Below are 21,646 nucleotides of genomic sequence, written 5' to 3'. Positions count from 1 at the left end.
AGGTGTGTGAACTATGTATGCATGGTCGGATAGCGATTCAATCAATTTAGTGTGTTTAAAGAAATGGCACGAGACGCCAGATACGGTCAGCTTTGAGCTTGGCAGTATTCCACAAGATTTACATTTCAATTTTAAGCCCGGTCAGTTCATCACCTTGGGTTTAGATATGCCGACGAAAACGGATTACCGTGCTTATTCCGTGGCTTCTTGCCCCGAAGATAACCGCCTGAAGTTGACGGTCAAGCGTGTGGAAGGTGGCTTGGTTTCGAACTTTATTGTTGATGAGCTTGATGAAGGTGACGAGGTTTCTGTGTTGAAGCCGGCAGGCTCGTTTAACTGTATTGATTGCATGCCAACGGCAACAAAGAAAGTAACGCTAGTGAGTGCGGGCTGTGGCATTACACCCGTAATGGCGATGGTAAAATATTGGCTGTCTCAAGACAGTGACAGTGACATTGAGATTGATTTCGTCCACATGGCACGCAACAAGCTTGAGACTATCTACTTTCAAGAACTTCATCAGCTTGATGAATCACATGCGAATTTCAACTTAAAACTGCTGTTAAAAGACAACGAAGGAACAACCGCCCCTCAAGGTCGTTTAGATAAAAACTGGTTGGTGAAACTGAGCCCAGATATCTTAGATAGAACGGTTTACCTGTGTGGGCCTGTCGGCTTCATGCAAGATATTGAGAGTTATCTGAAAGAGCTTGAGTTCAACATGGATAACTTCTATCAAGAAAGCTTTACTCCTGCTACTCAGGATGCTCAATCAGAAGCGTCAAACGCCGAAATTGCTGACGATACGAATAGTGCTGTTAAGGTATTTGTGCCTGCGTTCGGCGCTGAAGTTGAAGCGGAAACTGGCACACCATTGGCGGATTCATTAGAAAAAGCAGGCGTTCCAATTATTATCGCTTGTCGTAGTGGGATTTGTGGTTCGTGTAAATGCAAAGTGACCAAAGGATCTGTGGAATCAAGCAGCCAAGAAACATTGACGCCAGAGCAGATTGAACAGGGCTACGTGCTTGCATGTTCAAGCTCGATTCAGTCAGATGTTGAGGTTGAGTTATAACAGACGTAAAGCTGTGCAAGAGTGATGAAGACAAGATCTTATTATAGCGATAAAAGTTAGGGCGCTAGATGTAAAAAGGCCACCTAGATCAGTTAGAGAGAGCAGATCTAAGTGGCAACCCTCTTGTTTATACGGGGGAGTAAAACAAAAGGGGTTGCGAAGTCCATACAGACTTCGCAGATATAGTTATTATGTTGTGGAGCTTGTTGCGATGGACGTATCTACAAGAGCGAAGTTAATTAAACTTCTGGGTATGTCTTGTAGCGTACACCCATCATCTGTTCCATACAGTGAACAACTTGGCAGCTGTAGCCAAACTCGTTATCGTACCAAATGTACAGCACGGCACGGTTGTCTTGTGCGATAGTCGCCACACCGTCAACCACACCTGGGTGACGAGAGCCAACCAAGTCGGTAGATACAATCTCAGTCGAGTCTGTGTAATCAATTTGTGCAGACAAAGCAGAAGACAGCGCCATTTCACGCAGGTACTCGTTCAACTCTTCTTTGTTTGTGCCTTTCTCAAGGTTTAGGTTCGCAACTGCCATTGAAACGTTTGGCGTAGGAACGCGAATCGCATTACCTGTTAGCTTACCTTCCATTTCCGGCATCGCTTTTGATACTGCTTTAGCAGCGCCAGTCGATGTCAGTACCATGTTCAATGATGCAGCACGACCACGACGATCACCCGAGTGGAAGTTATCGATTAGGTTTTGATCATTGGTAAATGAGTGCACCGTTTCGATGTGACCAGACAGCACGCCAAACTTGTCGTGAACCGCTTTCAATACTGGCGTGATTGCGTTAGTAGTACAGCTTGCTGCAGAGATGATGGTGTCTTCTGGCTGAATAACATTTTCATTCACACCAAATACCACGTTCTTGATGTCGCCTTTACCAGGTGCAGTCAGTAGCACTTTCTTCGCACCGTTACACGCAACGTGTTGGCTCAGGCCTTCCGCGTCACGCCATACGCCTGTGTTATCAACCACAAGTGCATTTTCAACACCGTAAGCCGTGTAATCCACTTCTTCTGGTTTGTTTGCGTAGATAACTTGGATGAAGTTACCGTTAACGATGATCGCTTTGCGTTCTTGGTCTACAACAATGCTGCCGTTGAATTGGCCGTGTACAGAGTCACGACGAAGCAGGCTTGCACGTTTTTCTAGGTCGCCATCTTTGCCGCCGCGTACAACGATTGCACGTAAACGCAGTGGGTACCCCGGGCCACTTTTCTCGATCAACAGACGAGTTAGCAGTCGGCCAATACGACCAAAACCGTACAATACAACGTCACGAGGTTCTGTCATTGCATCGCCTTCAAGCGATTCGATAAGTGCAGTTTGTAGGAAATCATCCAACCCATGTGTGTCTTCGCGATCTTGCCAGAATGAATGCGCAAGGCGACCAACATCAATACGACATGGAGATAAGTCCATAGAGAGAAGGTGTTGAATAATAGGTTGAGTCTGTTCTGCTGTAAGAGGAGAACCAGTGTAACGTTTTGCGATGCGGTGAGCTTTGATGATGTCGATAGTTGTCGCGTTAACTAAGGTCTTACCAAAGAGGATAACTTCTACGCCTTTTTGACGGTATAACTGACCTAAAGTTGGAGCGATGGATTCAGCAATGGTTTGACTAGTTTGCCAATCTAGGAGGTGCTTTTCGGGACTCATCTTTACTCGGGACCTTTCACGTTAAGTTTCTGCATTCATGGCGGTTGTAGGGAAGCCAATCAGCATAGGGGATTTGAGGCATCAGTCTGTGGTCTTTATTGCCACTTAAATGTGCTGATATACCTTGTGTGTAACTTGTAATTTTTATGTGGCAGGATTGTAAGGTACGACGGGTTATTCTGCTAGGAAAAATAAATGCAGACAAAATATCTGCAAATTGGCTTTATATTAGCCATAAATCAAGATTTGAACGTCGATAAAGACTATTGACTTTAATAATCTGTAGCACTTATTTTTCGTCAAAAAATACTCAATTCAAAGGATAATATGTAATACAGGTCATATTGAACATTAAAGGTGTGATCGCTAACTCAAGTTACACGTAAACAGTAAACGATAAATAAGGGAATTAACGAGTATTGATGTTTGACCTTTGAATAAGCCTAGCTTGAGTGTGAAAAGTGCATCACGCAAACGATTGGATGTCACAATTTTAACCTAACTATCCACTTTGTTAGCACGCAGAGTCATTATTCACAGTCTAGTTGAGCCGCAGAATGTGGATGTGTACTTGTTATGCCGGTGATAATAACTGGAGAAAACGTCTTTTGTTTACATTTTGCTCACTAAAACCTCGCTTGCTTACATCTCATTTGTAGAAACCTCCTCGAGTAGACCTCTCTCACGTAACGTTCACTTGTCTAAAATCGGCTTGTCTCAATCTCACTTAGTAAAGCAGACTCCTCCGCTTTAAAGCCCTGTTTTGGATGCCTGTTGATTCTAATTTTTCGTTCTGGGCTCAGAGTATCATTTGTTCATATCCAATTTGATCAATAACCCCCTGTTAATGTCCTATTCTTAATTTGGGCTAGGTAAATTACTTTCGGGAAGGGAGTCGTTATAAAAATGATAAATATGTCAATTAGATGGCGTCTTATTTTTCTTTCCACGGTTTCTGTACTCATTATGTTCGGGTTTACAGTGAATGAAGTGCTTAAGAACGATGAGAAGATGAATCACCTTGAAACAACGCGTATTAAGGTCGAAGCGCTTCAATTTTTTAATACGGTTTCAAGTGATGCTTATCGATGGTTGGTGCTGTCTAATGATTCCCCTGAGAAAGGTCAGTTGCTTTTAACACTGCAATCAGAACTGGATAGACTGACTCAGTATGGAATGCGACTTCAACGGTTCGACAGCAATTGGAGTATTGACCCTCAGTTAGCTGAATTGAAAAAGTTGTTGATGATCCTAGCTAGTACACCTGAAACGACAGACAGCAGAAAATTGACAGAGCGCGCTTTCGACTTGTTAAAAGACGTGCTGATGGAGCTGTCTGAATATCGTATGGCCTTAGTCGATGAAAATATCGGTCAAGCTGAAGCGATGTTTATCAATCTTACGCATTATGTGTTTTGGACTCAGAGAGAAGCGTGGTTAAGCTTCAGTTTGAATCGCTCCCCAGAGTTTAAAAACCAATACTTGCTTAGCTATGTCGCTGCTCTAGAGAGGCAGCAACAGCTATTAGATACATTTTTCCGTTCGGATACGCGTTCTCCAAACATTAGACAGTTGCTAAACGCTGTCGCCAAAGATGAATTCCAAGACAAATTTACATCTCGAATCCTCAAAGGGGACTTTTCATCACCCGAAATATATCAACACTTGAAAAGCTTAGAGGTTAAAAAACGGGCTATTTCAAACGCGATTGGCGCTTACACCAATCAAATACAGTTTGAACTGACCAAGAATATCGCGTTGCAGAAAAGGCAAATCTTGGTCATGACGTTGCTTATACTCATCGCTTCTGGTGTTTTGATGTGGCTTGGGGTTGCGACATCTCTGCGCTTAAACAGAAACCTGTCGATTATCTTGAAAGGTGTGTCGGAATGCGCTGATAGCTACGGCCAGCCAAAGGTGATTCGTATCCAAGGGAACGATGAGCTTGCCGAGTTCACTGAAACCCTAAATCGAGTGATGGAACGCAACTATCTGCACAACAAAGAGTTGATAACAGCAAAAGAAGACGCGATTTCGGCTAACAAAGCCAAAAGCGCATTCTTAGCAAATATGTCACATGAAATACGCACGCCACTTAACGGGATCATTGGCATGGCTGAGATCTTATCTCAAAGCCAACTGAGCCCAAATCAACAAGAAGTACTGGGGGATATCGAATCGTCTTCTCACTCTTTACTGGTGCTGCTGAATGACATACTCGACCTGTCTAAAATCGAGTCGGGTAACTTGATGTTGTCACCACACAATGCTGATTTGCGAGAAGCGGTTTATGACTCTGTGAGTGTGATTCAGTCGAAAGCGATAAGTAAGGATATTGAGCTCGACATCAATATCGATTATCAAACGCCGTCACAACTGTTTTTCGATGAGTACCGCGTGAGACAGGTGCTGACCAATCTGCTTTCTAATGCCATCAAATTTACGTCTAAGGGCGAAATTACAACTGACATTGCTTATACACCTATGTCTATGGGCAGGGGCAAGCTTGAATGCAGCGTGTCTGATACCGGGATTGGGATTGAGCCCGAGAAGTTAGAGTCCATATTTGAACCTTTCACTCAAGAAGATGGCAGCATTACCCGTCAATTTGGCGGTACGGGGTTAGGGCTTGCGATTTGTCGACAGCTTGTTGATTTGATGGGTGGTTACATTACCGCGCGTTCAGTGAAAGGAGAGGGCTCTACATTCACTTTTTGTTTGTATGTCGATGTTGTAGAAGCGCCTGTTCAAACTTTCGATAACCTGAGCCGAGCGACCATCATCTCGAACTCTTTCAATTACCTCGATCAGCTCGTTAAAGAGTGTGAGCGTTTGAATGTTCGAGCCAATGTGGTGTCATCCATTGCTGCCCTTAGTGAAAGTGTAAAAGAAAGTGACTTCATACTTTATTGTCATACCTTGCACCACTCTATGGAAAAAGATCTTGCGACGTTGAAGGTGATATATCCTCTTGCTCGCGTCATCGTTTGTCAGCATCACCTATTTAAAACCAACCTAATCAGAGAAACGGTCCACTCGACTCATACCTTGCCATTCTTGGGCCGACGTTTCTTAACCAGCTTACAATCTCTCGATGTGGGCGAAGAGCAAACGCCTCAAGTGGAAGCAAAAGATGAAGAAGTTCGCTCTCTGAATCGACGCATTTTGATCGTTGAAGACAATCTGATGAATCAAAAAATAGCGAGCTTCTTCCTTGAGCAAGCGGGTTATGAATATTTGATTGCCAGTAATGGCCAAGAAGCGGTGGATGTCATCACCCAGGGTGCTCAGTTTGATGCAGTCTTAATGGACTGCATGATGCCTGTTATGGATGGCATAACGGCGACTCGTGCGATACGTCAGTGGGAAGCCGATCAACAAGTCACACCATTACCCATCATAGCTTTAACCGCCAGTGTTCTAGAAGAAGACATCAAAGATTGTTTTGAAGCCGGTATGAACGCCTACTTACCTAAACCCTATAAATCTCACCAGCTGTACGATCTTTTCAGTAGCCTTGATATTGTCTAGGGCTCCCGTATCAAGGCTAGCGCGGCGCTACTTAACGAACTTCCAATCCAAGGTTGTATTGTGCAAGGCAACGACCGACATAGCTGATGTTCAGCAAGGCTGCGACTAAGATGGTGCTGATGTGGGCGACGATTTGAATTGGCAGTGAGAAGTGATCGGCCATTGGATAAGCAACAATAATACTGAGAAGCATAAGCAAGGTTGTGATAGCTAGACTGAAGTTTGAAACAGAAAGCAGAGTTTGAAAGCGTTGAGTCATCGTCTTCATATTGAATTCCTAATTGCTATTAATAATTATGATACTTGTTATTAATATCAATTAGCGTTCCAGTTTTAATTTACATTTAAAATCATAATCTTATGTAATTTCGCTTGTTTTTAGAGTCTAAGTGACACGTGCGAATTGCAGGTCTTTATGACTTGATCGTGTTTCTTTACCATTGTCTAAACCCACAAGTATCGATGTGGAATCGAACACCTGAATATAAACCAAGCCCAACATTATTTTTTTGCCCGAATTCCGAATGAATCTTTTTAAGTTTCACGTGTAGATCTTCGCGAGTAATGTCATTTGCAGGCACTAGGTCTAAGGCACAAAACTCTAAGTGCTTACTTCGCAGTGCACCACCAGCTTGTTGATTGTAGATATCGGTTCGCTCTCCAGATACTGGTATAACAACACCGATTTCAGGCTCAATATATTGTTGTATGTACTTCAGGGTATTGATCATGTTTGGCACATGTTTCTTATTTGGGAGGGTAAACAAGGTTGTATTACTCATTGCCCAATCCGTCCCTTGCAATAGAACGAGATGCAGAGGCATGCTCTGAGTAACGCCATTGTCCTTGAGTTGTTGTCCGATTGCTCTCACTTGGTCTTGAGCGTGATTGAGGAGCATCCAACCTCGAAATGCTGATCGGGTCGGAACCTTGTAGCCATGAACATCGACCACGAGATCGTCATAAGTGATTTCGGTTTCTTCGGTATAAAGTTTCTCAAATTTTTCAGGGTAAGGTTGTGTCGTTGATAACGCCAAGGTAATCAGAATACTTCCGTACATAAAGTCTCTCCATCGCTAGTGTACACTCGTTATTTAGTTTGATACTGCTGTTGAGTTTCATTCATTTTGCTTAGGTACGCTTAAGCCTAGACGGTTAGGTTTAGATGCTTAAGTATAGACGCTGGAGTTTAGGTAAAAAAAACCCACTACTAAGAGTGGGTTGCTAACATTGTTACAAGTAAATTAGCGAGGTTAGATTACTTCTTACCTTGGATTTGCTTGTCTTCTTCTGTCAGTTCACGAATGCGACGGCTGATGTCACGGCGAGCTTTAGAAATCTCAGCGCTCTTGATGATGTGGTCATCAACACGGTCTTCGTAGTCAGCTTTCATATTTTTGATAATGCCTAGGATCTCGTCGTGGGTCATCTCTGGCTTGATGTAATCAAGTAGGTTATCAAGAAGGTCGACACGCTTACGGTTGTCACGAACTTTCTTTTCGTTGTCTAAAAGTTCACGCTTAAGTTTGTTCTTACGTCGTGCTTGGTTAACAATTTCAAATACGCTGCTCATAGATTCCTTTTCCTATTCGTCAAATACGTTGTCTGCTTCTGATTAAAGCACATCAATTGATGATGTAACAGTCTTTAGATCAAAGCAAAAGTAAGGTTGTTTAATTATTCGTCACTCTCGCTGATGTGTGATTGTTTTTATCTTACCGTTCAAGTTAGTATCCCATGTAGATACTGCATTGATACGAAATGTGAAATGAATCAACAACAATTGGAAAACGAAGAATTGGACGAGAATGTCACTGAATCTTCAGCAGAACAAAACAAGCTTCGTGATGCGTATGTACAAGAGCGTACTTATTTGGAAGTCGTGGAAATAGAGCTAAACCGTTCTAAGATCATAATGATTGATGAACAGGGCAGAAAGAAACGAGTACCAATTTTGTCTGAACACTAGTTACTGCATTGTTAGGTGTTGAGATGGAATTATCAAAATAATAAAAAGGAAAAACGATGAACACAGTACTTTCCCCAATTGAAGCGAGAATTATCGGTTGTTTGATCGAGAAAGAAGTCACTACTCCCGATCATTACCCACTGACACTGAACAGTTTAACCACGGCATGCAATCAAAAGAGTAACCGTGAACCTGTTCTCTCTCTTTCTGAGTCAGATGTTTTAGATGCAGTTGATGGTTTAATCGGACGTCGCATGGTGAGTGATGAGAGCAGCTTCAATAGCCGTGTTAATAAGTATCAGCATCGTTTCTGCAACACTGAGTTCGGCGATCTGCAATTTACAGAGCAAGAGCGTGCAATCATCTGCTGTATGTTACTGCGCGGTGCGCAAACACCCGGTGAACTTCGTACTCGAACGGGTCGCCTTGCAAACTTTAGTGATGTGAAAGAAGTAGAAGCAACATTAGACAAACTCGCTGCAAGAGAAGCAGGTGCCTTGGTTGTGAAGCTGCCACGCGAAGCGGGTAAACGTGAATCACGCTACCAGCATTTGTTGAGCGGTGAAGTGGACGTTGAAGCGTTTGCGATGGCATCAGTAAGCGCGGCTGCCCCCTCTGCAACGAGTGAAAAGTTTGAAGAGCTTGAGTCTGAAGTTGCAAGCCTACGAGCAGAAGTGGCAGAGCTTAAGGCTCTGGTTGAATCACTGCTTTAAATGTCAGATGCTGATAAAAATGCGGATTGGGTCGTGTACTTGATCCGCAATCGTCACAATGCCCTTTATTGTGGCGTGACGAACAATCTAGAACGTCGATTTGAACAACATCAAACCGGTAAAGGCGCCAAAGCTTTAAAAGGTAAAGGCCCACTTAAGCTGGTTTGGAGGTTTGGTGTTGGCTCAAAAAGTGAGGCGTTGAAAACCGAATACGCGATCAAGCAGTTGCCCAAATCCCGCAAAGAAAAACTGGTATCACTCAAACTGATTATTGAGTGGCAAAAAGACAAAATTCAATATATCGAAGTCTCATAATTCATAGCTAAAATGTTTGTTATTGATTAAATCTTAATAGTGTAAGGAGCTATATCGGCTCTAGCTAAGCTTATGAATTTAAATGGCAATTACTCTTACCGTGAATGGGCTGAAATCATAATTTAACTCGTTGTTCTTAATCTCCATTCCAAATTAACATATTGCTCATTTAGAATGTCGTTCTAATTAGTGTTAGACGCTATCATTTATCATCGTTGTCCTACATAATATCCATTAGCCATACAAAGAGATGGTGTCATGCTAGGTTAAAAAATGAGCCAAAGTAGCTCATATAAAACGAGAAAAATATGAAACGTTTACTGATGTTGTTTGGACTTGCCGTATTTTCTGCGTCCGCTCTTTCCCATGGTACTCATGTCCTCAATAGGTACTGGGAATACCAAGATTATCTTTCCACTTTTCCAGAACAAAGAGCATTGACCGATAAAATGGTCGAGGCTGTACAAAATCACCCTGTGCCACTGAGAAGAATCCAAGACGAACCAATTACGATTTCCGTGGTGTATCCGGGTCAACAGATCTCGGATTACTGGGTTCGCAATATTCAAGCTTTTGAGAAGCGTCTCGATAGGCTGAAGATCCGCTATCAAATAAATCAAGTGTTTACCCGTATTAATGCCGATCTCGCGCAGCAGAGTATTTCGTTGCAAGAAGCGATTGAAAACAAGACGGATTATTTGATTTTCACGCTAGATACCACGCGCCACCGCAAGTTTATCGAGTACGTGTTGACCTCTACAGACACCAAACTGATTCTTCAAAATATCACGACGCCAGTGCGAGCTTGGGCAGATAGACAGCCATTTATGTATGTGGGTTTTGACCATGCGACAGGCAGTTTAAAACTGGCGGACTATTTTAAACAAGTAAGTCCGCCAGACAGTAAGTATTCTGTTTTGTATTACTCACAAGGCTATATCAGTGATGCGCGTGGAGATACTTTTATCCATGAAGTGAATACGGTTACCAACTTTACCCTTAAGTCTTCGTTTTACACAAAATCAAACAAAGACAGTGGCTACCAAGCGGCTAAAATCAGCATAGAGAACGATAAGGATCTAGACTTTATCTATGCATGTTCAACGGATGTCGCTCTCGGTGCAATGGAAGCGATTCGTGAATCGGGCCAAGACATCTTAGTGAATGGTTGGGGAGGCGGCTCTGCTGAACTTGAAGCCATTGCAAGGGGCGACCTAGATGTTACTGTCATGCGTATGAACGACGATACAGGCATTGCAATGGCAGAGGCGATCAAGTGGGATCTAGCCGGTTTGGAAGTGCCTACCGTTTACTCTGGTGAATTTGAAATTGTCACCAAGGAAGATTCCCCAGAACGTATTTCAGAACTTAAACAGCGAGCATTTAGGTACTCAGGTCACTAATGAAGAAAAGTTACGCCAGTACACCTAGAAACACTTTAGCTAGACTCATTACGCGTATCGTTATTTTGGTGATAGGCGTGATGGCACTTGGCGTGCTTATTCATAATTATGAAACCAGCAGTAATATCGTACAGCAAGAGACGAATCGAACGGTACAGCAAACCTCAAGCCTGATCCAAAACATGTTTGATTATCGTTTGTCGGTGCTGCAAATCCATCAAGACAGTAGCTCACACAGTGAAACTCTCAGAGAGTACATTGATACGGGTAATGACGAGACTCTGAGCTACTTTTTCTTTGGTGTTGACCAACGTGAACCGGATCATGCACCAGATTTACGCTTTGTCTCAACCCACGATGGTTTGGCTTGGGAAGACGGCAACAGTCAATTTTATGGTTTGGATGAGTCCAACTTAAAGCATATTTCTGATGAGGTTTCGTTCAGCAGTAATTGGCATTTTATTAAACTGAGGACAGATATAGGTAAGCGTCACTTGTTGGCTCGCCGTACCCCTATTGTTGATAACGCTACTGGGGAAGTCCTTGGTCAACTCTATATCGCCATTGTGCTTGACAACAACTTCTCTTTGGCTGAGTCAATCCAACAGGGCAGTAATAGCGAAAATATCGTGATTGAAGCGCACGGTACACCGGTGACATCGACATTCAGTGGTGATGAAAGCTACACCATTACTGACATCCTCAATTACCAAATGTACGAACAGTTGCCGCGTCATTTCGTTACCATCGCAACCATTAAGATTAATGCTGTTGAAACTCCTTTAATCATTCGAGCTGTTCAAAAAAATAATAATTTCGTTGCGTTAGAAGAGAATTATCAGCGTGCGATCATCGTGGTGATTGTGGTGATCATATTGATGTCTTTTTTTGCTCGAACTTGGATTCAAAAGAGAGTCTCAGCCGAGCTTGATAAGCTAATGGACTTTACTCGTTCGGCAAGTGCTAGCGAAGAGTACAACAAGTTCGATGGCTCTAACATTTTCGAATTTCATCATATTGGTTGTACTCTTGAAGACACCTTTGAGCGCTTATCTGAACAGAATCAAAAATTCCAAGATCTCTTTAACTTTGCTCATTCGCCTATCTTAGTTTGGTCTGAAAAAGGCGATTTGATTCAGATGAACCCCGCCGCTCGCATGGCGTTGTTCGATGCTGATGACAATTATGGTCCAATTGCCCAAGAGTTTGAGCAGCGAATGCTGCCTAATATTCAAATGGTGGTTCAGGGTTCTAAACTGACGGGTATTAACGTACCCATTGGTGAAAAGGTGTTTCGTTGGAACATGTCTGCTATTCGCGTGGAACACGGCATCACAGGAGTGGTGGTACAAGGGCAAGATATTACTAAGCTTATCGAGGCGGAAAGACAGGCTGATCGAGCAAGAGAAGAAGCTGAGCATCTTGCGAATGTGCGAGCAGACTTCTTAGCTAAGATGAGTCATGAGATTCGCACGCCGCTCAACGGTATTCTCGGTGTGTCTCAGCTGCTCAAGCGCTCTATGCACAATGAAGATAATCGCGAGCAGGTGGATGTACTGTGTAATAGTGCGGAACATTTACTGGCGGTACTTAACGATATCTTGGACTTCTCAAAGATTGAGCAAGGGCAGTTTAATATTCAAAAGAAAGACTTCCGTTTAGGGGAGTTAGTTAATACCTTAGACAGCATCTATCGACCGCTGTGTGAAGATAAATCCGTCGAATTTACCATTGTGAATCACTTGGTTGATGACATTGAAATCAATACCGACCAAGTACGCCTCAATCAGATCATGTTTAATCTGTTGAGTAATGCTTTTAAATTCACTCATCAAGGCGGTATCTCCGTCAGCTTTGAGATCGAGAGTATCTTTAACTCCGATCACGCCAGCTTGATCGTTCGAGTGAAAGATTCTGGCATTGGTATTGATGAAAGCAAAATTGATGCTGTTTTTGAACCCTTTGTTCAAGCCGAAGAGACCACCACTCGTGAATATGGTGGCACTGGTTTAGGACTTACAATTGTAAAAAATCTGGTCGATATGCTGGAAGGGGACATTCAAGTCCGCAGCGTGATAGGTCAAGGCTCAGAGTTCACGATAGAAATTCCTGTAGTCGTACACGCCAAGCCGCTATTAGTCGATGCTAAGCAACAAGCTGAGGTTGAGCCAGAGGCGTTGTTTAGTCGACCTTTGAATGTGTTGCTGGTGGAAGACAATCACACCAACGCCTTTATTGCTCAGGCTTTCTGTAAGAAATATGGCATGGTCGTCACCTGGGCAAAAGATGGCTTAGAAGCGATTGAGATGGCTAAGACGATTACCTATGACTTGATCTTGATGGATAACCAACTCCCTAATCTCGGTGGTGTTGAAACCACTCAGCAGCTAAGAGGTGAGATTGGTGTGTCAGCCCCTATTTATGCGTGTACCGCTGATGCTCAAGAGTCAACTAGAGACAGCTTTATGGCCGCAGGGGCGAATTACGTGATTGTAAAGCCGATTAAAGAAGAGTCGCTCCACCAAGCGTTTGTTCATTTCAAAAACTCATACTGGAATGACACAGAGCACTAGGCTTTAACTTAGTGCTCTTTAATGGAGTCTGTTGAAAAGAAGTAACTAATTTTCTGCCTTTATATCGAGCCAGCGACAAAGGCTTGTTCCAATAGCAGCGTTTTCAACTCATCACTCATATCTAGGTGTTCAGGGAATTGGATACCTAGCAACCGGCCTTGTCTTTGCCTTTTCTTACTTACCACCTTGTAGACAAGATCGTCATCTAAGTACTCATTTAAGTCAGAATTGACTTTTATCTTCCAGCCGACATCAATATCTGATTGCTGGGTAAGATAGATACCGCACCCTGACGCTGAAAAGTCGACTAGTGTGGCATCCAGCGACAAGGTATCAAAAGTGACTTCACAGCTGAGACGTACTTTATACCTTTCGTGTTCACGAATAGGCTTGGTTGCAAAGTTTGAGGGTGGGCGAAGGAAGATTAGATGTGCTGGAGAGGTGATATGAGCCAGTACATTGGTTTTGAACGCGACAATGTGCCCAAGTTCGGTGTCGGTAATCGCACGAACAATAATATCAACGTTTGTGAGCTTTCTCAGCGTCAGTGCTTCTGTCGCTTTTTGCGTAAGCTCTAGGATGAGGTACTGATCTTCTTTGTGTCCGATATAAAGTGTACTGATCTGGATTGAGTCGTCTGGGCCAAATTCCAATACACCTGCTGTTTTTGTACCTGGCTTTAGGTATCTGAACAGTTCTAAGTTTTTATCTTTATGCATATTCGTTACTGAACAATGTTAATCGTTTGATAAAATAATATAACGCCCTGATAAAACTATGTCATTAGTTTCATTGAAGTAATTAGCAGCGTACAACAAAAAAGTGAATCGCTATCTCAAGTAAACAACGGCTTACTCTTGTCGTAAAACAAGATACACTGCTGACAGATATATACTTGATGGAGAAATAGTAAATGGAACTGGAAACCTTATTGAATACTCTGGCTGAAACCCCAGAGGCCGTGCAATTTGAAGATACAATGCAAGTGATCGAAGCTCACTATGATTTTTCTGAGCGCGAATTTCGCAATGGTGAGGTAGTGAACGCTGCAGGGCAGAATAATGGTTCGTGTAAGATTTTTGCTTTTGGTTTAGAGCAAGGCCTATCAGCAGAGCAAACACTTGCTTGTTTTGGTCAATTTTATCGTAACGACGTGCTAGGTTTTCCTGAGAACAGCGACCATCAAAATATTCGTAACTTTATGGTTCATGGCTGGAATGGTATCCAGTTTTCTCAGCCTGCGCTGGTTGCAAAAGTGAAGTAGACACTAACCAGGTAACGATTAGGTCGAAATTTAATCTCAGTATTTTGAAGCGAGAAAACAACCTCTCGCTTTTTTTGTCTATGTTGAACTGGCTAGTAACTTGCTATCCAGTAACTTACTAAATGGGCTCTAAACTACTGAACGGGCAGGGCAGACAAGCACTTACGACACATACAAACTCCAGCCTTTGGAATATCGCTAGTATCTCGTTTTTCTAACTCAAAACACCAACACGTCTCTTTGCCCGCACTGATATCGCATTGAGCTGGCTCATTACACTGTGGACATTGGTGAGTCGAACTCGCGCCACTAAGATTATCCATAACCGACGTTTGCTCTTCTTCAGATAAGCCTTTCCAACCTATAATTTCATCCATTGTTCGAAAGCAGCCACTACACATTCCGCCATTATTTTTACAAGCCGCTCGGCAAGGTGTTTTCATTTCTCTAACCTGTGATTCATTTGGGCTGAAATGTAGCATATTTGTTTCTTCTTGAAGAGCCGTTAAGCTAAGAAATTACTCAGTTAAATTTAGAAATGACCTCGTAATTTTTAGGCTTTTCATGTAGCATCTCGCCCCTTTTGTTGAGTGGGGGGATATTATGTTTATTGGATTTGATTATGGAACAGCGAACTGTTCTGTCGCGGCGATGGTTAATGGAGAGCCAAGCCTGTTACCGCTAGAAGGTAACAACCACTATATTCCCTCAACCGTGTTTGCGCCTACTCGTGAGAGTGTTTCTGAACATCTATTCCGCCACTTGAATATCAAGCCGAGTGATGCGATCGGTGAGCAAGTACTACGACGTGCGATTGCGCTGAACAGAGAAGAGAGTATCGACTTAGTGCCAGAAGACATGGCATTTGGTCAGGCTGCGTTGGACTTATATTTAGAAGACCCTCGCGATGTTTATTATGTTAAGTCCCCTAAATCTTTCCTTGGCGCGAGTGGACTGCATGATGTGCAGGTGAGCTTTTTCGAAGATTTAGTGTGCGCCATGATGGCAAATATCAAGAATCAAGCCGAACTCACGACTCAAGAGCAGATCAAGCAAGCTGTTATCGGCCGACCAATTAACTTCCACGGTCGAGGTGGTGAAGAGGCGAACAGACAAGCTGAAGACATACTGTCTCGCGCAGCTAAGCGTGCCGGTTTCCTTGATATCGCTTTTCAATTTGAGCCCGTAGCCGCAGGCCTTGATTACGAAAGCACATTAACTGAAAACCAAACAGTATTGGTTGTTGATATTGGCGGTGGTACCACCGATTGCTCATTATTAGAAATGGGACCAACGTGGTCTGGTAAAGCGGATCGTACCCAGAGCTTGCTGGCACACAGTGGACAAAGGGTAGGGGGGAATGACCTCGATATCTATCTTGCATTCAAACAACTGATGTCACCTTTTGGTATGGGCAGCAAAGGCATTTCGGGTATTGATATGCCACTGACTCAATTCTGGAACCCAATTGCGATTAATAATGTTGAAGCTCAAAAGAACTTCTATTCAAGAGAAAACCTAGCGGCATTAAAATTACTTCGTAAAGAAGCGTCAGAGCCTCAAAAGCTAGAACGTTTGATGAAGGTTTATCACGACACTTTGGGTTACGGTATTGTGCGTAGAGCGGAAGAGGCCAAGATTGCGCTGGCAGAATCCCCTCAATATCGTGCTGCGATTAATGTTGCCTCTGAACTGGTCGAGGTAGATATCTCAGTCGAACAGATGGTTGAAGCGATTGAAACACCAAAGTCTAAGATGATTGAGTTGGTTAAAGAAGCGATTCAACAAGGCCAGAAAAAGCCAGACGTAATCTACATGACGGGTGGTTCCGCTCGTTCACCGATACTTCGTGAAGCCGTACAACAAGCTGTGCCGAATGTACCGATTGTGAGTGGTAATTACTTCGGTTCAGTAACTGCAGGTTTAGCTCGTTGGGCTGAGGTTTGCTTCAAATAAGAGTTCAATGATGAGTTATGAAGGGCAACCAGTCGCTGATTGGTTGCCCTTTTTTTGTTTTTCTCTAATGAACTTTCTATTGAACGATTTTTCCTAGCTCATATTGGGATTTGTTTCACAAAGCTAAATATTTCAGCTGAGCTCTACGTGTTACAAAATGTTTCAAAGGCAAAGGCGAGCCTCTCGATGGTCTGATGAGTTACCTTGGGTTTAGATTTTTAATGCTTTTTTAGTGATTATAAAATCAAAAATAATCAAAGTATTTACCTCAAAGAATGAAAGGAGATCCCAGTAATTGTCGTGTTAATCAACTGTTTTAAAAGGTATTTTTGTTTTTTATAGTGCGATTTTTTTTATTTTATATATTTTAATGCAACTTTTTTGTCATTCGTATATTAGTGTTTGCCTACTTGTTAAATGCAGGTAACAACTTCTCCGTAAGCACGAGGTTGTTAGTGAATAACTCACCCAGTTACATAATGGATATGACAATGAATAAGAAACTTTTAGCGCTAGCAATTTCTGGTGCAGTATTTGGTACACAGGCAGTTGCTGTAGAACTTTACAACGAAGACGGCACAACATTCTCTGTTGGTGGTCACGTATCAGTTGCAGTTGGTGACGTAAACAGCGATGACCGTATCAGCGAAGACGATATCGGTGTTGAGTCAGTTTCTCCACGTATCAACTTCGGCGCAACTCACGATCTTGGTAATGGCTTTACAGCTGATGCTAAAGGCGAATGGGCGCTAAACATGCTTGACGGCGGCGACGAGTCATTCACAACTCGTCTTGGCTACATTGGTCTAACTCATGAAGACTTCGGTCGTGGTGTTGTTGGTACTCAATGGGCGCCATACTACAACGTTGCTGGTGTTGCAGATATGCCAATCGCATTCGCGAATGACTTCATCTACGACGATCACGGTAACCTAGGTACTGGTCGTGGCGAAGAGATGGTGAGTTACGGCAATGCTATCGATTTTGGTAACGCTGGTTCTCTAAACGTAGGTGTTGCATGGCAAGGCCGCAAGACTGATAAAGTTTCAGATACAAACACAAACAAATACGGTAACCGTGCTCAAATTGCATTGAACTACGCAATTGCTGATTTCACAGCAAACTACGCATACAACACTGGTGACGTTACATTTGGTAACATTGGCGGTGGTTCTAAAACTGCTGATTCTAACGTAGTGAGTGCTACTTACGGTTCTTACGGTTCTGAAGGTCTATTCTTAGCTGGTGTTTATGCTATGAATAACTACATGAACTCAAGCTCTGGTGTTGCTTTAGAAGAGACAGTTGCAGTTGAATTACTTGCTTCTTACGCACTTTCTAACAGTCTGAACTTAAGCGTTAACTACGAAGCGGTAGAAGACGACAAGAACAGCGAAACTGTATACAGCACTTCAGCTCTACAAGCTGAATACAACTTCACATCTCAGTTCGTAGGCTATGCTGGTTACCAGTTCGACCTACAAGGTTCTGGCGTGTACAAAGAAAAAGCTGATGACCAGTGGCTACTTGGTGCTCGTTACTACCTATAAGTCGCAGACTTATTTAGCATAGTGTTTACTCCTTAAGTTTACCTTTTAGGGTACTGTCCTAGACACCATGCTAAGCCCTCTCAAGCCTTTGGTTTGAGAGGGCTTCTTTCGTTTTAATGCTCTTCAAATTTAACTGCCTACTTTAGTTTCATTTTCTCTAATTTATGTAAGCCGATGACTCTATTCCTGCTGGGTCGGTCGAGGTATACACCGATATTTACCTAAAAGTATTCAAATCAATGAATTGAGCTCAAGATCAGAATTTAGAGATCGGTAATCATCTTGTCGAAGACTCTCATTTTATGATGCGCTAAACTCTGCTCTCTAAAAATAGTTCAGGGATAAACTATGAGCAGCGTTGTAGATCAGAAACAATTGATGAAGTCGAAACGAACAGCAACCCCAACAAAAGTACTGTGTGTTGGGCGTAACTATGTCGATCACATTGAAGAACTTAACAATGCGATTCCTGACTCTATGGTGGTGTTTAATAAACCAAGCACCAGCGTGACTTCCTCTCTTTCTTCGTTTCATCAAGAAGCACTGCACTATGAAGCTGAAATCTGCTTTATCGTTGAAAATGGCCAATACTCAGCCGTGGGCTTAGGGTTAGACCTCACCAAGCGTGAGTTGCAAAGTAGCTTAAAAGCGAAAGGCTTACCTTGGGAACGCGCCAAAGCTTTTGATGGCTCAGCCGTATTTAGTCGCTTTGTTCCAATTGATAACTTAGACCTTGCAGACTTAAACCTAGAGTTGTTTATTAACTGTGTTCGTGTTCAGAAAGGACATGTTGAGCAGATGCTTTACTCTCCAAAAACTATCCTAGAAGAGCTGTCTTCTTATACCACCTTACTAGACGGCGATGTTGTGATGACAGGTACGCCAAAAGGTGTTGGGGCCGTACATCGAGGCGATATCTTCCTTGGTCGCCTAAAGTGTGGCGATACGACATTGATTGAGATCGAATGGGTAGCAAGTTAATTAGTCTTTTCTATTTAGTTAATAAATTGGCTTTGTCGCTTAATGTTGGTTTTTAATTCGATTAAATAAACGTCGAACAACTGATTGCATCTGGAAGGGTGTTGGTAATTGATATAAAATCCGCCTCCGTTTTTATCAATGCTGACCCTCATGATCGACTTAACCATTTTACCTGTCTACCTGACTGCCGTTGTTGCACTTCTTCTTTTACCTGGCCCTGATATGTTACTGATTGCGAGTTCAAGCATGAGCTATGGCCGTAAGGTCGGCGTGTTTGCAAGCCTAGGTAATGCGACTTCTGGAATCATTCTGACAGTATTAGCGGCTATGGGTGTATCAGCGTTGATCGCAATGAGCCCAATAGCGCTTAAAGCTCTACATTTGTTAGGCGGCGCGTACTTGTTGAAGATGGGATGGGACTGCCTGCGAACAGAGCAGGGTAACGCGCCTGAGTTAAGCGATAACTTTGCAGCAAAAGCCTACTATCAAAGAGCGCTAATCAGTAACCTGCTTAATCCTAAAGCGTTGGTTTTCTTTGTGATGTTTCTGCCTCAGTTTGTGTCGACGAATATTGAAGCGACTTCCGGTCAGCAGATGCTTGTTCTGGGTTTATTACTGAATGTTCTCGGCTTAACGTTTAACTTTTTGCTGGTGGCGTTAGTGGGTACGATTGGTAAATCTCTCGTAGAAAACGCGAAGTTTCGTACCTATCAACAGAAAGTCATGGGCGGAGTTTTCATCGTGTTAGCTATCTGGATGTTGTCTTCTTTCTTTACTTCGTAGACGAATCAAATCAGACATCTTCTCGTGGTTAGCCGCTGAGACAAAAATGGACGCTACGAGCGTCCATTTTTTATATTTAACCGTTACATGTTGAACGCGCTAAATCGCTATGAATTCAACTCTTGTTGGTGTTGTTCAATCAGTTTCTCCATGTACTTCTCACCGCGCAGGCGAGTGTCTTCGTAGGTTTCTGTCCCTTCAAATTTTGTCACCGTCTCATAGTAGATCTTAACTTTTGGCTCAGTACCGGAAGGTCTTACGATAATGCGTGAACCATCCTCGAGGTGATAGATGAGTACGTCACTTGCAGGCAGGTTAATGGCTTCAGTATTGCCTCCAATGACGAAGCGTAAAGAAGAATGCAAATCTTCAATTACAGAGATAGCGACACCGTTGATTGCTTTAGGCTGTGCCGAGCGGAGCCTAGAACCAATCGATGGTGAATCCGGGTCAAGCGCAATACTGCGTTGTGCGTTGGTGTGTACACCATGTTCCAACGATATCTGAGCAAGAAGATCCCAGACCGTTCGACCTTGAGATTTGAGCTCTTCAACCAGTTGAGCGAAAACAACGATGGCAGACAGCCCATCCTTGTCCCGTACTTGAGTACCAATTGTGTAGCCTAGCGCTTCTTCATAGGCAAACAAGAACTCGTTCTGATCATCTTCTAATTGCATGCCAATATTCGCCAACCATTTAAAACCTGTCAGCGTTTGGAAATAAGTCGCCCCGTGGGATTGAGCTACTTTTTCAAGCAATGTTGAAGATACGATACTGTTACCAACTAATTGGTTTTTGGTATGTGGCTTTGAGAGTAGATAATGAGCGAATAGCACGCCGACTTGGTCACCTGTTAGCATTTTGTATGAGCCATCATCTGTTCTCACTGCAACCGCAAATCGGTCTGCATCTGGATCGTTGGCACAAGCAATGTCGGCATCGACACTTTTTGCTAAGTTAACCACCAGATCCATCGCGCCTTTTTCTTCCGGATTCGGGAAGTTGACGGTCGGGAAGTTACCATCGGGCTCTCTTTGCTCGGCGACGCTGAACACCTTATGGAAACCAGAATCGTGAAGTAGATCCTCGGCCATTTGTGCGCCGACACCATGCATTGCGGTATAGGTGATGGTGGTGTTCGCCGATTCGATCTCGTCACTCACGTATGGGCTCTGATTGATCGCAGCGCGGTACGTTTGATAATAGCCTTCAGTTAACCACACCAACTTACCTTGCGTCTCAGCGTCACTTAGGCTCATTAAAGGGAGCGGCTTGGTCGATGCGATATCGATTTCAGCGGCAATACCCGCATCGTGAGGAGGAATGATTTGAGCGCCATTCTCCCAGTACACTTTGAAACCATTGTATTCCGGTGGGTTGTGGCTGGCCGTCACCACAACGGCAGCTGCGGCGTTGAAGTGCTCAATACCAAAGGCAACGATAGGGGTCGCCGCGACGTTCGAGGTTAGATAAACCTTAATGCCTAAAGCCGTGAGTACGGAAGCGGTATCAATCGCGAACTGCTTTGAATCTAAACGGCCGTCATAACCGACGACCACACCGCGAATGGTCGCATTAGCGACATGTTCGATTAAGTAGTGGCCGAGCCCGGTTGCTGTTTCCTGTATGACTAAACGGTTCATTCGATTTGGGCCGCATCCAACTTTGCCTCTAAGTCCTGCCGTTCCGAACTCTAATCGTTGAGTAAAGCGGTCTTCAAGTTCGTCGTGCATTCCCTCATCGATGAGGTGTTGAAGTTCTTCACGAGTTCTTGGATCTGGGTCTCTCGCTAACCAATTCATTGCATCTTGCATAATCACTAAACCTATTAATGTCTGTATGACTTACCGTTGATTT

The 21,646-nt window shown here is 43.3% G+C and carries 19 protein-coding genes; 12 read left to right on the top strand and 7 right to left on the bottom strand.

Annotated elements, in window-relative coordinates:
- The first annotated feature begins 13 nt into the window (after positions 1-13).
- Positions 14-1,075: a hybrid-cluster NAD(P)-dependent oxidoreductase gene (locus AB6E54_RS03995; protein WP_136982710.1), complete on the top strand. Its 1,062-nt coding sequence runs from the start codon at positions 14-16 to the stop codon at positions 1,073-1,075.
- 239 nt (positions 1,076-1,314) lie between these two features.
- Here AB6E54_RS03995 and AB6E54_RS03990 read toward each other — a convergent pair whose 3' ends face one another.
- Positions 1,315-2,751, bottom strand: a complete 1,437-nt coding sequence (locus AB6E54_RS03990; RefSeq protein ID WP_017068649.1) for a glyceraldehyde-3-phosphate dehydrogenase — start codon at positions 2,749-2,751, stop codon at positions 1,315-1,317.
- 966 nt (positions 2,752-3,717) lie between these two features.
- Here AB6E54_RS03990 and AB6E54_RS03985 point away from each other — a divergent pair.
- Positions 3,718-6,282 carry an ATP-binding protein gene (locus AB6E54_RS03985; protein ID WP_372107180.1) on the top strand — a complete coding sequence of 855 codons (2,565 nt, stop codon included), beginning with the start codon at positions 3,718-3,720 and terminating at the stop codon, positions 6,280-6,282.
- Positions 6,283-6,313: 31 nt separating this feature from the next.
- Here AB6E54_RS03985 and AB6E54_RS03980 read toward each other — a convergent pair whose 3' ends face one another.
- The 3 genes from AB6E54_RS03980 to AB6E54_RS03970 all read right to left on the bottom strand — a co-directional run bounded on the left by AB6E54_RS03980 (position 6,314) and on the right by AB6E54_RS03970 (position 7,855).
- A complete protein-coding gene (locus tag AB6E54_RS03980) occupies positions 6,314-6,550 on the bottom strand; it encodes a hypothetical protein (RefSeq protein ID WP_017061772.1) in 237 nt (78 codons plus the stop codon).
- Between the two features lie 166 nt (positions 6,551-6,716).
- Positions 6,717-7,343, bottom strand: coding sequence for a D-Ala-D-Ala carboxypeptidase family metallohydrolase (locus tag AB6E54_RS03975; RefSeq protein ID WP_017066096.1), 627 nt, complete (start codon positions 7,341-7,343; stop codon positions 6,717-6,719).
- 197 nt (positions 7,344-7,540) lie between these two features.
- The gene (locus AB6E54_RS03970; RefSeq protein WP_004742367.1) at positions 7,541-7,855 is read right to left on the bottom strand and encodes a DUF496 family protein; all 315 of its coding nucleotides are present in this window, start codon (positions 7,853-7,855) and stop codon (positions 7,541-7,543) included.
- Positions 7,856-8,050: 195 nt separating this feature from the next.
- On the opposite strand from AB6E54_RS03970, the gene AB6E54_RS03965 reads away from it, so the two are divergent.
- The 5 genes from AB6E54_RS03965 (at position 8,051) to luxQ (ending at position 13,255) form a co-directional block, all read left to right on the top strand.
- On the top strand, positions 8,051-8,251 hold the full coding sequence (locus tag AB6E54_RS03965; protein ID WP_017061770.1) for a hypothetical protein: 201 nt from the start codon (positions 8,051-8,053) through the stop codon (positions 8,249-8,251).
- A 56-nt stretch (positions 8,252-8,307) separates the two neighbouring features.
- Positions 8,308-8,964, top strand: a complete 657-nt coding sequence (locus AB6E54_RS03960) for a YceH family protein (protein ID WP_017061769.1) — start codon at positions 8,308-8,310, stop codon at positions 8,962-8,964.
- The gene (locus tag AB6E54_RS03955) at positions 8,965-9,279 is read left to right on the top strand and encodes a GIY-YIG nuclease family protein (protein ID WP_102332010.1); all 315 of its coding nucleotides are present in this window, start codon (positions 8,965-8,967) and stop codon (positions 9,277-9,279) included.
- Between the two features lie 308 nt (positions 9,280-9,587).
- On the top strand, positions 9,588-10,682 hold the full coding sequence (locus tag AB6E54_RS03950) for an autoinducer 2-binding periplasmic protein LuxP (protein ID WP_229648191.1): 1,095 nt from the start codon (positions 9,588-9,590) through the stop codon (positions 10,680-10,682).
- Positions 10,682-13,255, top strand: a complete 2,574-nt coding sequence (luxQ, locus tag AB6E54_RS03945; RefSeq protein ID WP_229648190.1) for a quorum-sensing autoinducer 2 sensor kinase/phosphatase LuxQ — start codon at positions 10,682-10,684, stop codon at positions 13,253-13,255. Before AB6E54_RS03950 ends, luxQ begins: the two co-directional genes overlap by 1 nt.
- 59 nt (positions 13,256-13,314) lie before the next feature.
- On the opposite strand, the gene AB6E54_RS03940 is transcribed toward luxQ, so the two are convergent.
- Positions 13,315-13,974, bottom strand: a complete 660-nt coding sequence (locus AB6E54_RS03940; RefSeq protein ID WP_102332012.1) for a PilZ domain-containing protein — start codon at positions 13,972-13,974, stop codon at positions 13,315-13,317.
- 194 nt (positions 13,975-14,168) lie between these two features.
- Here AB6E54_RS03940 and AB6E54_RS03935 point away from each other — a divergent pair, with 194 nt between their 5' ends.
- Positions 14,169-14,519: a HopJ type III effector protein gene (locus AB6E54_RS03935; RefSeq protein ID WP_017061764.1), complete on the top strand. Its 351-nt coding sequence runs from the start codon at positions 14,169-14,171 to the stop codon at positions 14,517-14,519.
- A 134-nt stretch (positions 14,520-14,653) separates the two neighbouring features.
- On the opposite strand, the gene AB6E54_RS03930 is transcribed toward AB6E54_RS03935, so the two are convergent.
- The gene (locus tag AB6E54_RS03930) at positions 14,654-14,962 is read right to left on the bottom strand and encodes a DUF1289 domain-containing protein (protein WP_080582242.1); all 309 of its coding nucleotides are present in this window, start codon (positions 14,960-14,962) and stop codon (positions 14,654-14,656) included.
- A 160-nt stretch (positions 14,963-15,122) separates the two neighbouring features.
- Between AB6E54_RS03930 and yegD the strand changes: the two genes are divergently transcribed.
- The 4 genes from yegD to AB6E54_RS03910 all read left to right on the top strand — a co-directional run bounded on the left by yegD (position 15,123) and on the right by AB6E54_RS03910 (position 19,789).
- Positions 15,123-16,475 carry a molecular chaperone gene (gene yegD, locus AB6E54_RS03925; protein WP_017064846.1) on the top strand — a complete coding sequence of 451 codons (1,353 nt, stop codon included), beginning with the start codon at positions 15,123-15,125 and terminating at the stop codon, positions 16,473-16,475.
- A 491-nt stretch (positions 16,476-16,966) separates the two neighbouring features.
- Positions 16,967-18,025: a porin gene (locus tag AB6E54_RS03920; RefSeq protein ID WP_372107151.1), complete on the top strand. Its 1,059-nt coding sequence runs from the start codon at positions 16,967-16,969 to the stop codon at positions 18,023-18,025.
- A 348-nt stretch (positions 18,026-18,373) separates the two neighbouring features.
- Positions 18,374-19,006, top strand: coding sequence for a fumarylacetoacetate hydrolase family protein (locus AB6E54_RS03915; protein WP_065585012.1), 633 nt, complete (start codon positions 18,374-18,376; stop codon positions 19,004-19,006).
- A 150-nt stretch (positions 19,007-19,156) separates the two neighbouring features.
- Positions 19,157-19,789, top strand: coding sequence for a LysE family translocator (locus tag AB6E54_RS03910; protein WP_017068640.1), 633 nt, complete (start codon positions 19,157-19,159; stop codon positions 19,787-19,789).
- 107 nt (positions 19,790-19,896) lie between these two features.
- On the opposite strand, the gene AB6E54_RS03905 is transcribed toward AB6E54_RS03910, so the two are convergent.
- The gene (locus AB6E54_RS03905) at positions 19,897-21,603 is read right to left on the bottom strand and encodes a phospho-sugar mutase (protein ID WP_102332014.1); all 1,707 of its coding nucleotides are present in this window, start codon (positions 21,601-21,603) and stop codon (positions 19,897-19,899) included.
- Positions 21,604-21,646: the final 43 nt, after the last annotated feature.

It is taken from the genome of Vibrio sp. 10N.247.311.49 (assembly GCF_041467655.1).
Classification (GTDB): domain Bacteria; phylum Pseudomonadota; class Gammaproteobacteria; order Enterobacterales; family Vibrionaceae; genus Vibrio; species Vibrio crassostreae_C.
Note: the sequence above shows the minus strand (reverse complement) of the source record. Positions and strands in the feature narration are given on the sequence as shown.

Excerpts from the sequence above, each read along its gene's own strand:
- AB6E54_RS03995 (WP_136982710.1), top strand. The coding sequence starts at position 14 with ATGTATGCATGGTCGGATAGCGATTCAATCAATTTAGTGTGTTTAAAG.
- AB6E54_RS03990 (WP_017068649.1), bottom strand. The coding sequence starts at position 2,751 with ATGAGTCCCGAAAAGCACCTCCTAGATTGGCAAACTAGTCAAACCATT.
- AB6E54_RS03985 (WP_372107180.1), top strand. The coding sequence starts at position 3,718 with ATGTTCGGGTTTACAGTGAATGAAGTGCTTAAGAACGATGAGAAGATG.
- AB6E54_RS03980 (WP_017061772.1), bottom strand. The coding sequence starts at position 6,550 with ATGAAGACGATGACTCAACGCTTTCAAACTCTGCTTTCTGTTTCAAAC.
- AB6E54_RS03975 (WP_017066096.1), bottom strand. The coding sequence starts at position 7,343 with ATGTACGGAAGTATTCTGATTACCTTGGCGTTATCAACGACACAACCT.
- AB6E54_RS03970 (WP_004742367.1), bottom strand. The coding sequence starts at position 7,855 with ATGAGCAGCGTATTTGAAATTGTTAACCAAGCACGACGTAAGAACAAA.
- AB6E54_RS03965 (WP_017061770.1), top strand. The coding sequence starts at position 8,051 with ATGAATCAACAACAATTGGAAAACGAAGAATTGGACGAGAATGTCACT.
- AB6E54_RS03960 (WP_017061769.1), top strand. The coding sequence starts at position 8,308 with ATGAACACAGTACTTTCCCCAATTGAAGCGAGAATTATCGGTTGTTTG.
- AB6E54_RS03955 (WP_102332010.1), top strand. The coding sequence starts at position 8,965 with ATGTCAGATGCTGATAAAAATGCGGATTGGGTCGTGTACTTGATCCGC.
- AB6E54_RS03950 (WP_229648191.1), top strand. The coding sequence starts at position 9,588 with ATGAAACGTTTACTGATGTTGTTTGGACTTGCCGTATTTTCTGCGTCC.
- luxQ (WP_229648190.1), top strand. The coding sequence starts at position 10,682 with ATGAAGAAAAGTTACGCCAGTACACCTAGAAACACTTTAGCTAGACTC.
- AB6E54_RS03940 (WP_102332012.1), bottom strand. The coding sequence starts at position 13,974 with ATGCATAAAGATAAAAACTTAGAACTGTTCAGATACCTAAAGCCAGGT.
- AB6E54_RS03935 (WP_017061764.1), top strand. The coding sequence starts at position 14,169 with ATGGAACTGGAAACCTTATTGAATACTCTGGCTGAAACCCCAGAGGCC.
- AB6E54_RS03930 (WP_080582242.1), bottom strand. The coding sequence starts at position 14,962 with ATGAAAACACCTTGCCGAGCGGCTTGTAAAAATAATGGCGGAATGTGT.
- yegD (WP_017064846.1), top strand. The coding sequence starts at position 15,123 with ATGTTTATTGGATTTGATTATGGAACAGCGAACTGTTCTGTCGCGGCG.
- AB6E54_RS03920 (WP_372107151.1), top strand. The coding sequence starts at position 16,967 with ATGAATAAGAAACTTTTAGCGCTAGCAATTTCTGGTGCAGTATTTGGT.
- AB6E54_RS03915 (WP_065585012.1), top strand. The coding sequence starts at position 18,374 with ATGAGCAGCGTTGTAGATCAGAAACAATTGATGAAGTCGAAACGAACA.
- AB6E54_RS03910 (WP_017068640.1), top strand. The coding sequence starts at position 19,157 with ATGATCGACTTAACCATTTTACCTGTCTACCTGACTGCCGTTGTTGCA.
- AB6E54_RS03905 (WP_102332014.1), bottom strand. The coding sequence starts at position 21,603 with ATGCAAGATGCAATGAATTGGTTAGCGAGAGACCCAGATCCAAGAACT.